This is a genomic window from Aeromonas sp. R5-4, assembly GCF_040908215.1.
Lineage (GTDB): Bacteria > Pseudomonadota > Gammaproteobacteria > Enterobacterales > Aeromonadaceae > Aeromonas > Aeromonas veronii.
Window position 1 is genome coordinate 333,991 of sequence record NZ_JBFODG010000034.1, and the last position, 11,225, is coordinate 345,215.

The window sequence follows — 11,225 nt, forward strand, 5'->3', positions numbered from 1 at the left end:
TTCGTTTTCCTGACAGGGGGGAGGGGGATCAATCGCCTCGCTTGCCGGTTAGCAGCCAGTAACTCAGGGTGGAACCCACGCCGCAGCAGGCGATGGCGATGGCCATGGGCAGTGGCGAGTGGGGCGGATTGAGGTTGACCAGAATGCCGACCAGGGCGCCGATGCCAAAGCGCAGGGTGCCCGCCAGTGCCGAGGCGGTACCCGCAGATTGGGGGAAGTGGCCCATCAGGCCGGTCATGGCGTTGGCGCCCACCAGACTGATATGGCCGACAAACAGTACCACCGGAATGACGATGCCCCACAGACCGCCGGTCTGGCTCCAGGCGTTGTAGACCAGCAGGGCGCCCGCGCAGGGCAGCACCAGCAGACCGTATTGCAGCATCCGCTCGGCGCCCACCCCTTTCACCAGTCGGCTGTTGATGAAGGTGACCACCATCATCAGCAGGATATTGAGGCCAAACAGCCAGCCGTAGTGCTCGGTCGGCACCTTGAAGTACTCGATATAGACGTAAGGGGAGCCGCTTAAGAAGGCGAACATGCCGGAGCTGGACAGGGAGCCGCACAGCACATAACCCATGGCGCCGCGATGGGAGAGCACCCCCCAGTAGTTCTTGAGGATCTGGCCCAGATTAAGAGGTTGGCGGTGCTCCGGTTTCAGGGTTTCCTGAATTTTCCACTGCATCACCAGACAGATCAGCAGACTGATCCCCACCAGCAGCCAGAAGATCACCCGCCAGTCGGCGTGGGCACTGATATAGCCGCCCACCACAGGGGCCACCAGCGGCGCCAGCGTCATCACCAGAATGACGAACGACATGGCGCGAGAAAACGCATCCTTCTCGAACAGGTCTCGCAGCAGGGCATTGACCACCACAGAGCCCGCCGCACCGCCCGCTGCCTGCAACATCCTATAGGCCAGCAATTCGGGCAGGGAGTCCGCCATGGCGCAGCCCACCGAGGCGATGGCAAACATCACCAGCCCCGCCAGGATCACCGGCTTGCGGCCATAGCTGTCGGCCAGCGGGCCGTAGAAGAGCTGGCCGATGGCAAAGCCGCCCAAAAAGGCGCTGATGGTGAGCTGGGCGCCGTCGATGCTGGTGGCCAGATCCCGGGCGATGGCCGGAATAGCGGGCAGATACATATCCACCGCCAGCGGGGTCAGACCCGCCAGGGCACCCAGCAGGATAAACAGAAAACGGGGGGAGAGGGCGGCAGCCTGAGCAGTGGGCGATTGGGGCATAGGGTGTCCAGTTGATGCGAAACGTCGGGTTGAAAAGCGCGAAAAAAGCAGTCTATCAGTTTTGTCGCGGCTATGGATCCGGTATGGCGAGCCAGAGTCCGGGCTCGGCGGCAAAGCGTGGGGCAAACCAGTGCTGGCGCACCGCGGTGGGCATTTCGTTCGCGGCGATGGGGCGGCGACTGAGACGGCAGGCTCCCTGAGAGAGCGCCAGCGCCGCATCCCCCTTGTACCAGCCATCGGTGACGGCCAAGGCCGTGGTCTCCCGCAGCAGCCGCACGCCCCACTGGGTCACCAGTGCCGGGCACGCTTTTTCTGCCAGTTTTGCCGCCTGCACCATGGCGGGCGGACGGGGCAGGGTGAAGATCGCGCCGAGCAGCAGCAATCCGGCCACCGCGACCACCCACTCGCCACTGCGCGGCAGCCAACCCACCAGCAGCACGATACCGAGCAGGGTGACGGGGGCCAGATGGCGGGGATTGTCAGGGTTCTGGCCAAACAGGGTCCAGAGCAGCAGGGCGAGCCAGTAGAGCGTCCAGAGTGGAGAGAGGGCGGCAGGGTGGTTTTTTGATCTTTGCCAAAGCGGCAGTACCAGCAGCGTCCCAACAGCCAAGGGCCAGAGCGGAGTGAGCTGATCGCTGAAGGTGCGCGCCCAGCTCAGCAGTCGATCGCTGTGGGCCGCTGCCGTGTTGCCCCACAGGGTAAAGTGGCCGTCGGTAAAGCGGCGCCCTTCGCTGAAATAGGCCCAGCCATCGGCTTGCCAGACAAACAGCAGGCAGGATAGCCCCACCAGAACAATCGGGAGCACAAACCTGATGCGCGTTTCCTTCTGCGCCAGCCCGAGCCAAAGCGGCAGCAGGGCCAGCACAAAATAGGAGGGGCGCAGGGCCAGCATAAGGCCCAGTAACAGACCCGCCAGCGCTATCTTGCGCTGTTGCAAAGCCAAGAGCGCGCCCAGCCAGGCGGCGAGCGCTGGCCCATCCGAAAGGCCGGAGAGGGCGAGCGTCGGGGTGAGCGGCAGGGCCAGCACCAGCAGCCAGACTGGGGCGAGCAGGCTTGGCCGTTGCCACAATCTCACCGCCAACAAGGCGGTGAGCGGCGCCAGCAAACTGCTCCCGAGCAGACTTGCCCACTGCACCGCGCGGGCCGGATCGTCCACCGCCAGATTGATCAGCCGTGCCAGCCAGATAAAGGCGGGGTAGCCCGGAAAGTGGGGGGAGAACTCCAGCACGCTAAAGCGCGTCACCCCGTGGGCGAAATTGAGGGCATCGTCGGAATCGAGCGCCACCGGGAAGGCCAGCAGCCAGCCAAGCCAGGCCAGTTGCAGCAGGATCAGTAACAGGAGCAGTAAGTAGGGTCGATTAGCGAAGCGTAATCGGCCGTGAAGACGCCCCCCTTCTCCCCTTGCGGGAGAAGGGTTGGGGATGAGGGGGGCTGTCATCATCGATGAGAGGCCATCAAAGCGGTGCCAGCACGGCCATCAGCGCTTTTTCTGCATCGCTAAAGGCGGCGGCATCGGCGGGCTTGGCGCCCACCCCGAATACCCCCGGGTTGCCGATGGCATCCAGCACCTTGGCCAGCGCCAGTTCGGCCGCCTTGCGATCCCCCTCGCTAAGGGAGGGGAGGATCAAATCGAGGAAGCGCTTGCTCTTGACCACCAGCACCTTGGCGGTCTGGTAGTCGCCAAGGTTCTGGCTGGCCCCTTCGAGGCGGCGCTCGATCTCCGCCTTGTAGGCGCGGTTGAGCAGGGCGGCGGTGGCTGCGGCATCTTGGGCCTTGATGGCGGCGGCCAGTGGCGCTTGCAGCTCCACCTTATGGTGCTGTTCCAGATAGGTCAGCTCCTCAGCAATTTCGCTCAAGGTGGCGCTGGCATCCTTGCCGTCAGTGGCTGCGCCCAGCAGCGTTTCGCGGGCGTCGATCAGCGGCTCCTTGCCGGCGGCGGCGTAGGAGTAAGCCTGTGCCTGCCCGCTCAGGGTCAGCAGCAGGGTGAGGGCGAGTAAACCCGGGCGGATGGTCATCCTGTTCTCCTTACTTAATGCCAAGAGGTTATGCCAATGGCGCGGCCATCAGGCCACGCTCTGGGTTTCAATCACGGTATTTTCGTTGCGATGGTTAAAGATGGCATGGCGTCTGTCCACCCCGTCGATCACCATGTCAGCGGCCATCATCCCCATCTCCATCGCGGTGTCGGTGAAGATGTAGCGGAATGTCCCCTGACGGCCGGTCATGATGAGGTTGGTGATGGGCATCAGCGCCTTGATGGCTTCGTTGCGGCGCGCCTGATAGCCGAGATCCATCAGCGGATAGGCGTATTCGCTGCGGGCTTCGAAGGTCTCATCGCCAAGCTTGGCGGTATCGACGCCGAGGCTCGCGAGATCGGCGGTAACCCGGCCGCGCAGATCGGACAGCGGCGCCTGCCAGGTGGCATCCCCCGGATTGCAGGGGATCTCCAGCATCACCGAGGTCTGGCCCTGGGGCGCCATAAAGGGGCTGCGGCGGCGCGGCTCCTGCAGGCGGGTGGCCAGAATATGTGGATCGGAAAGGTACTGCCAGGTGTTGTCCGACAGGTTCTCCTGCTTGAGCGGCATATTGACGAAGCGAAGCGACCGGTAATGCAGATCGCACGGCAAACCCAGATGCTGGCAGGTGAGCGGCAGCGGCAGGGTGGAGATCACCTGATCAAAGCGCTCGCTCTGCTCAATGTCATCTTGTTTCCAATACACCCGCTCGATGCGGCCATCGGCCTGCTCAAGGCGGGTGATGGTGGCGCCGGTCTTCAGCTCAACGCCCTCTGCCACCAGCCGCTCCCCCAGCGTGGTGAAGATCTGGCCGAAGCCATATTTGGGATAGCGGTATTTGCGGGCATAGGTGCGCACCGAGATACTGCCGTTGCGTCTTGGCAGCAGGCGGCGCGCCACGTCTTTGAGGTCGATCAGGCTGATGCGCTGCCCGGCCCAGTCGGCGGAGAGCTTATCCGGGTTGATGCCCCACAGTTTACCGGTGTAGCCCTCGAAGAACTGGCGGTAGAGGGTGCGGCCAAAGTGACTCTGGATCCACTCGGCAAAGCTCGCCTTGGCAAAATCGGTGGGCTTCTTGGCAAAAGGCAACAGCAGCAAGTCTTTTACCGCCCCGGCCATCAGGGCCAGTGGCGCCGTCTTGAGCAGGTTGGGCAGGTTCAGGGGGTAGTCATAGGTGCGCCCGCCAAAGCGGATCACGCTCTTGCGCTCGGCGTGGAGCAGGTCATCCCCCATCAGCTCGTCGATAAAGGCGAGCAGCTCGGGGTTCTTGGTGATAAAGCGGTGCCCGCCGTAGTCGAAGCGATACTCCCCGTCGCGCCCCTTGAAGGTCTGGGTGGCGCACATGCCGCCGACCACCGGCTCCTGTTCGAACAGGGTGACTGCAAAACCGGCGCGGCGCAGGCGCCAGGCGGCCATCAAACCGGCGGGGCCAGCGCCCAGCACTGCAATGTGCTTCTTGTTGTTATCGCTCATGACCTATTCCGAAACTGCTTGATAGATAAGGGAACCGCGCCAAGGCGCGGCTCCCGAATGGTGTTGTTACCCCGTGGCCTTGTTGCCACAGGGCGTGTTGGCTCAGCCCTTGCCAGTCGCGGCACTTACCTGCGGGCGATAGCTGCGCTGCCAGAGGGTAACGAAGATCGCCAGATAGAGGGCCCAGGTCAGCAGCTGCAAGCCAGCGGGTGAGGCATTGTAGCCAAACAGAGCGCGCAGGAAGGTACCAAATACCCCCTGATCGTCGAGAATGTGGCTGATGTCGAACACCGGCGTGGTCCAGAAGGTGATGATATCTGCCGCCTGCAACATGTTGACGGCAGACGAGAGCAAGCCTGCGGCGATGATGATGATCAGCAGCCCAGTCCAGCGGAAGAAAGGCGCCAGCGCCACCTTGCGGGTGGAGCGCAGCAGCCCCCACACCAGCGCGATGGAGACCAGCAGCCCCGCCAGCGCGCCCATCAGGCCGGATTGCAGATCCACCCCTTGCCCGGAGTAGAGCAGGGCGGAGAAGAAGAGCACGGTTTCAAACCCTTCGCGCATCACCGCCAGAAAGGCAAGCAGCACCAGACCAAACAGGTTGCCGCCATCGATGGCCGCATCGATGCGCGCCGTCATGGCCCCCACCTGGGATTTGGCCTGCTTCTGCATCCAGATCGCCATATAGGTGAGCACCAAGGTGGCGAAGATGAGGATCCCCGCCATCAAGAGATGGTTGTAACGCTCGCTCTCGAACTGGCTCACCACCACCTGGAACAGGAAGGCAACGACAAGGGAGGCGATAAGGCCGAGCCCCACCCCCAGATAGATGAACTTGTTGTAGCGGCTCGCCCCCAGCTTGGCGAGGTAGGAGAGGCAGATGCCGACCAGCAGGAAGGCTTCCAGCCCCTCGCGCAGGGTAATGAGAAAACTTGCAAACATCAGGATTGAGGCTCCGTAGCGGGCGTGATGGGGAGAGGCTGCAAGGCAAGTTGCAACCGATTTAGCTGCACTATGGGTGGCTCCGGCAAGCTCGGCTCGGCGGCGCGCACCGCATCATTGACCCACTTGGGGTAGGTGCGGAAATTGAGTTTGATATCGGCTTTGAAGGGCCCTTGGGCATCTGCGGGTAGCGGCCAGGCTTCATCCCGCCAGCCATCGGCCGGAATGCGGGTATCTTCCAAGAGCTTGGCGTAGCGCCAGAACTTGAGCCCCACCGGCTTGCCCTCGGCATCGCCGAATACTTTTCTGAACAGTCGCGCATCTTCAGGGACAGCGCCATCCACCGGCTGGCCGCTGGCAAGCACCACCTTGCCGGTGGCGTCGGTGACGGTCAGCTCCAGCCAGAGTTCACGAAAATCGGCCACTCCGGTGGGCAGGGCATGGCCCGCGCCGGTATTGGCGACCCGCACCACCAGTTGCTGACTATCGGCAGCCTGTTCAATACGGGCGGAGAGGGTCGCGCTGGAGCGCAAGAGCGCCAGACTCTCCTGTTCGAGTTCAGGGTTGCGCAGCCCCACCAGCTGGTGCTGGGCGCCGGTAAAGTTGTGGCGATAGAGCCGCGCCTTCATGGTGCCGTTTTCGGTGGACTGGCCCGCCACCGGTGCGCCGCCATTGCCCGGCTCCGGGTTCATATGGCAGTCGATGCAGGTGCGCCGTTTGGCGGGATCCTCGGCCTTGGCGAAGCTGGATTTTTCCCACTCGTCCCAGGTGTTGACGATATTGGCGCCGGTGCCCGGGGCAAACTCGTTGTGGCACGACTTGCACAGAGCCGCGTCGCGGTAGAAATCCTTCTGATAGGAGGCTTTGTGGGCCGCCGGACGGGCGTTGATCTGTCGCTCGGCCAGCCAGTGCTGGAGGCTGCCGCCCGGGGCATCCTCGAACACATAGCTCTCGCGGTCTTTCAAATTCACGGTAAAGGCGCTGTTGCCGCCCGCATCTTCCACTTTGGAGATGCGATGACAGAGCACGCAGCCGGTCCCTTCCTCCACCACAGGTTCGCCCGCTTTGTGAGCGGCAATCAGCGAGGCGCCCCCCTGCTCGAACATGTGGGAGCCCTTGGGCAGATCCAGCTGGCCTGTCATCACCTGCTGGGGCATGTGGCAGCCCTGACACCACTGACCGAACGCTTCCCCTTCGGTTTCGCGGGCCAACGCCTGCACCACCTTGTAGTAGGGGTGGGAGTTGCCCATCAGCCGGTGGTTGCTCTCGCTCCAATCTTTGAAGGCCTGTTGGTGGCAGTTCTGGCAGGAGGCGGAGTTGAGCCATTCTTTCGGGTGAGTGGTCGGCGCCTTGGCTGGATCCGTGCGCGGGGCATCGAGCCGCAGCCAGTTGGCCAGATAGGGGAGGTTGCCATCGGCGGTGACGAAGGCGTGCAGATCTTCCATCATCGCTTTCACTTCCGGTTGGGGCCTTGCGGGGTCAACCGGCTCGGCGCCATCACGGGTGTCATGGCCCATGCCGCCCTGGGTCTGCTGGGTCATGCGCAGGTATTCGCCGACAAAATCCCCCGCCACCATGTTGGTGAGGTTGGCGTGGCCGTTGATGGCATTGTCGCCACTCTTCTGGCGATGGGCTGCCATCAGATAGCGGTTGGTGAAATTGAACCCGTCCAGATGGCAGGAGCTGCAGCTCATCCAGTTGTCCCCCGCCATGGGGAAGCGTGAATTTGCGGCGGTGTTACCAAGGTTGAATAGCCGCTCGCCGCGCTGAAGCGGCTTGGGGCGCGGATCTGTCTCTACCAGCTTGGCGAAGTGGGGCACATCGACCGTGACTCGGGCAAACGGGCCGCTGCCGCCGCTATTGAGGCGGGTGAGATCCTGCCCCATGGCGTTGTGCACCAGAATATGGTCACCGTCGATCAGCAGATCCCGCGGATTCTGGCCCGGCAGGTGACGCAAGAGCTGGGTCGCCTTGGCGCCCCCCTGAAACTTCTTGCGGCGGTGGCGGTTGTTGTTGGACTTACCGCTGCGGGAGAGATCAAACACCAGCAGATCTTCCGAGCCCGCCAGGGTCAGATAGACCCGCTTGCCGTCGGTGGCGAAGCGTGCAGCGAACGGGTTGGAGACGATCTGGCTGCGGTTGCCGACGCTTGGCAGGTTGATCTGCAAAAAGAGCTGTTTTCTTTCATCGACCCTCTCTTTCTCCTCATCGAGATCGATGATGGAGACGGCCGGAAAGACGGTGCTCTGAAACTGGAAGGGGTGGTCGAAACTCCACAACACATGGGGCAGCCAGGCTTCGCTGCCATCGGGGGAGAGGGCGATGCCGTCGAGCAGGCGCGGCAACCCCTGCGAGTCGCTCGGCGTGTCGCTGTGGGTCTCGGTCAGGGTGATGAGCTTGGGCTTGGGAAGCGAAGCCCCCTTGGCGCCGTGGCCAAGCTTGGCGAGATCATAGATGGCGAGCTGGCCTGTCATGGCGTGGGTCAGCAGCAGGCGATCGTTGTCGGTCAATGCCAGTCCACGGGGAGTCTCGGCTGTTTCTGCATCCAGCTTGAGGTTGCCTGTGGTGTCGTAGGCCTGCAGGCGAGCGGATTCGAACAGCGTGATCCAGAACCACTGCCGCTTGGCATCGAAGATGACGCCGTATGGTCTATGGCCGGTGGGGATCGCCTTTTCCAGATCGAGATCATCATCCAGCAGCAGCAGGCGATCGCCGCTGTAGTCGGTGACCAGCAGGGTGCCATCATCGGCGCGGGCCAGCTGGCGCAGATCGCCCCCCAGCGGCACCTCTTTTAGGCGCTTGCCGCTATCGCGCTCAAGCAGGGTGACCGAGCCAGCGCTCAGGTTGGCGGTGACGAGGCGCGGGCTTTGCCCCTCCTCATAGGCGATCATCCCGGCGCCCATCTGCTGGGCCAACGCAAAGGGGCTGGCCAGCAGCAGGACGAGGGCCAGCAGGGGTGACAAATATGCAGAGAACGATGACTTCAACATGGGATCAGGAGCGCCATTTCAAGATGGTCCAGCGCCAGGCGTGGCGCAGCACCAGAGGAGTTAACGCCAACGCGCTCAGCCAGTGGGCCCAGCTGGCGAGGTTGCCCATGGCATCGCCCGGGGTGCCGTGCAGCACCAGCAGCAGGCCGCTGGCCAGACAGATCAGCAGCAGGGCTTCAATAATCCGCCCCGTGGTGCGTAAAAATGGTTTGTTGCTGCGGTTCAACAAGCTGCGATGGGAGAGCCAGAAGGCGCCAAATAGCAGCGGGAACAGGGTGAGCGAGAGCATCACATGGAAAAACAGATTCCAGCGAGCCAGCGACCAGAGCGGGGTCAGCGGTTCCCACAGCAGCAGACCGGAGAAGAACATCAGATAGAGGGTGCCCTCGGCAGCCTGATGGTGGTAGGCCAGCCACTGCCAGAATTGTCGGGGTGAGAGAGAAAGGCTTGTCATAAAGGCTCCAGCACCCGGGCGGGGCAGCCCGGGGGGAGCAAGTTTATAACGCAGTAAGAGTAATGAAAAGTGTTATCAATTGTATTGCTGGTGAATCAAGGCTGAACAAGCACAGTGATCGAACTCGACTATTTATGCTCCGCCATCCGCTCGGTCACCGCATAGATGAGCGCGGCCAGCGAGAAGGCGAGAAACACCACCACGGACCACTTCATATCGACTTCGTTGATGATGCCATCTTCGAGAAACGCCTTGAGCACCTCCACTCCGGCGATGGTCACCAGCGAGTTGATGACGATGAGCTTGAGGGAGGCAAAGTTGATCTTGCTAAGCCAGTTGCTGCTAAGGGAGGCGCGCTGCTCTTCCGTCTGGATAAATTGCACATAGCCACAGATAGCAACCAGGATCAGCATCTGGGCCACCAGTATAAAGTCCACCAGGGTCAGCACGCCGGTAATGAGGTCCAGATAGGGGATCTCGAAAATGTTTACAGAAAGCTGATAGAGCTGCATGGCAAACTTCACCATCAGCAATACCACGCAGATTAGAATGCCAATGTAGAAGGGGAACATCATCAATCTGCTGCCATTGAGCATGAAATTGAATCGACGCATGAGAACTCCGATGTTGGGAACAGGGGTAAATAGAGTGAGTATGGCGCGAGCAGCCCGCAGCGTTGCAAGGCCGTGGGGACTGATTATGCCGGGTCGCCCCCTGCTTGCGCCTATAAAAAAATAAAAAGCCATCATAAAAAATAAAACCGCATCCCGCTGTCTTATTTGTGATTTTTGTCCCGTCCTGAATATGGTTTACACCTTTCCCCCCAATAAATGGAGAACCCGATGGGACAAGGTGTGAAACGGACACAGCGCGATTACTCGCTGACTTTTAAACTGGCACTGGTCGAGCAGATTGAAAAAGGCGAGCTCACCTACAAACAGGCTCAGGTCCGTTATGGCATTCAGGGCCGCTCCACCGTTCTGGTATGGTTGCGTAAACATGGTCGGCAAGATTGGAGCCTGGGGGCTTCTGTGCGCGCCTGCAGGAGCATCACCATGCCTGACCCCGACAACCAGACGCCCGAACAGCGCATCAAGGAACTCGAGCAGCAGCTGGCGCTGATGAGTCAGAAGGCCCAGTTCTTTGAGGCCATCGTCGATGTACTGAAGAATGACTACGGCGTCTCCATCGTAAAAAAGCGACCCGGCAAGTCCTCTCGCAGCGGCAAGTCGAGAGGCTGACCATTGTCAGGGCTTGCCTGTTTCCGGGGATAAGCCGGCAGGCTTACTACAAGCGCAATCGGGTCGCCGACGAGCGCCATGCACAAGGGCTACAGGTGGTGCGCTTTGTGCGTCAGGTTCGACTGCGACAACCTCGGGTCGGCACTCGCAAGCTGCATTATCTGCTGCAGGGTCAGGAGGATGGCGGGCTCAAGGTAGGGCGGGACAGGCTGTTTCAGATATTGGCCGAGCACCGCTTGCTGGTGCAGCCTAAGCGGGCGTATCACAAGACCACCCACAGTTTTCACCGTTTCTACCGTCATCCCAACTTGCGCAAGGCGGGACCAGAGCAGGTTACGCCGGTGGCTCCGGAGCAGGTCTGGGTCGCAGATATCACCTATCTGCCCGCCAGGAGCGGACCGCTGTACCTGAGCCTGGTGACGGATGCCTACTCACGCAAGATAGTGGGCCATCACGTGCACGAAGGAATGCACGCGGAGTCGGTGGCGATGGCGTTCAAGAAAGCACTGAAGCAACGGCGTGGCGGCGGTGAACTCATCCATCACTCGGACCGCGGCGTGCAGTATTGCTCGGTGCTGTATCAGTCATTACATGAACGGTACGGGGTGAAATGCTCGATGACGGATGGACATGACTGTTACCAGAATGCGTTGGCGGAGCGGGTGAACGGGATTTTGAAAGGAGAGTTGTTGTTGCAAAGCCCGCAGGATTTAACGCAAGCGCGGGAAATGGTGCGTGAAGCGGTGGATATTTACAACGCGGAGCGGCCGCATCATGCGTTGAAATACAGAACCCCCGATGCGGTACATAGGGGGTTCTGAGTAGAGAAATGCTAGTTGAAAATGTGTAAACCTATTTCAGGACTAGACA

General features: G+C 61.3%; 9 protein-coding genes. 1 reads left to right on the plus strand and 8 read right to left on the minus strand.

The window, feature by feature from the left end; all coding sequences use genetic code 11:
* Positions 1 to 28: 28 nt before the first annotated feature.
* The 8 genes from AB5Y83_RS20035 to AB5Y83_RS20070 all read right to left on the minus strand — a co-directional run bounded on the left by AB5Y83_RS20035 (position 29) and on the right by AB5Y83_RS20070 (position 9,728).
* Positions 29 to 1,240 (minus strand): Bcr/CflA family multidrug efflux MFS transporter, encoded by a 1,212-nt coding sequence (locus AB5Y83_RS20035; RefSeq protein ID WP_236294031.1) that lies wholly within the window; start codon positions 1,238 to 1,240, stop codon positions 29 to 31.
* 70 nt (positions 1,241 to 1,310) lie between these two features.
* Positions 1,311 to 2,681: a hypothetical protein gene (locus AB5Y83_RS20040; protein ID WP_368175836.1), complete on the minus strand. Its 1,371-nt coding sequence runs from the start codon at positions 2,679 to 2,681 to the stop codon at positions 1,311 to 1,313.
* Between the two features lie 13 nt (positions 2,682 to 2,694).
* Positions 2,695 to 3,255, minus strand: coding sequence for a hypothetical protein (locus AB5Y83_RS20045; protein WP_368175837.1), 561 nt, complete (start codon positions 3,253 to 3,255; stop codon positions 2,695 to 2,697).
* Positions 3,256 to 3,303: 48 nt separating this feature from the next.
* Positions 3,304 to 4,728: an NAD(P)/FAD-dependent oxidoreductase gene (locus AB5Y83_RS20050; RefSeq protein ID WP_139731043.1), complete on the minus strand. Its 1,425-nt coding sequence runs from the start codon at positions 4,726 to 4,728 to the stop codon at positions 3,304 to 3,306.
* A gap of 102 nt (positions 4,729 to 4,830) precedes the next feature.
* On the minus strand, positions 4,831 to 5,670 hold the full coding sequence (locus AB5Y83_RS20055) for an FTR1 family protein (RefSeq protein WP_042029904.1): 840 nt from the start codon (positions 5,668 to 5,670) through the stop codon (positions 4,831 to 4,833).
* The gene (locus AB5Y83_RS20060) at positions 5,670 to 8,660 is read right to left on the minus strand and encodes a YncE family protein (protein WP_162516136.1); all 2,991 of its coding nucleotides are present in this window, start codon (positions 8,658 to 8,660) and stop codon (positions 5,670 to 5,672) included. The genes AB5Y83_RS20055 and AB5Y83_RS20060 overlap by 1 nt, the downstream gene beginning before the upstream one ends.
* Positions 8,661 to 8,664: 4 nt before the next feature.
* Entirely contained in the window at positions 8,665 to 9,114 is a 450-nt protein-coding gene (locus tag AB5Y83_RS20065; protein WP_005352687.1) for a hypothetical protein, read from the minus strand.
* Between the two features lie 128 nt (positions 9,115 to 9,242).
* A complete protein-coding gene (locus tag AB5Y83_RS20070; protein WP_005333692.1) occupies positions 9,243 to 9,728 on the minus strand; it encodes a YqhA family protein in 486 nt (161 codons plus the stop codon).
* A 228-nt stretch (positions 9,729 to 9,956) separates the two neighbouring features.
* Here AB5Y83_RS20070 and AB5Y83_RS20075 point away from each other — a divergent pair.
* Positions 9,957 to 11,176 (plus strand): IS3 family transposase gene (locus AB5Y83_RS20075; RefSeq protein WP_279487891.1). Its coding sequence is split into 2 segments (ribosomal slippage): positions 9,957 to 10,305 and positions 10,305 to 11,176, totalling 1,221 coding nucleotides; the frame shifts between segments, so codons are not numbered across the junction.
* Positions 11,177 to 11,225: the final 49 nt, after the last annotated feature.